Source organism: Mesorhizobium sp. M2E.F.Ca.ET.219.01.1.1, assembly GCF_004016445.2.
Lineage (GTDB): Bacteria > Pseudomonadota > Alphaproteobacteria > Rhizobiales > Rhizobiaceae > Mesorhizobium.
Genome location: NZ_SADT02000140.1, coordinates 1 through 341, shown reverse-complemented (window position 1 = coordinate 341; position 341 = coordinate 1). Strand labels below are relative to the sequence as shown.

The window sequence follows — 341 nt, the reverse complement described above, 5'->3', positions numbered from 1 at the left end:
TAGCGCCATTCGCAGGGAACCTACCATTCAAAACCAGGGAGGACGAAGATACATCACCGCCAGTTTCTGACATCAGCAGCCATTGCCGCCACCCTCCTTGCCGTCGCGCCGGCCTTTGCCGACGACAGCGCGAAGTCGGTTATCGAAGCATACCTCGCCGCGTGGAACGCTCATGATTCCGCCAAGGCCGCGGGCTATTTCGCCGACGACGTCACCTACTACGACGCGTCGGTCGGCACGCCGGTCAAGGGCAAGGAAGCGGCCAAGACCGGCGTCATCGACAATTTCCTCAAGGCCGTCCCCGACGCCGTCTGGACGATGAAGGGCGCGCCTGTGATCGA

1 protein-coding gene is annotated in these 341 nt (G+C 62.2%); it reads left to right on the top strand.

What is annotated here, in order from left to right:
- Positions 1-48: 48 nt before the first annotated feature.
- The coding region (locus EN862_RS35270; protein WP_135913313.1) for a nuclear transport factor 2 family protein at positions 49-341 on the top strand (293 nt) is incomplete at its 3' end.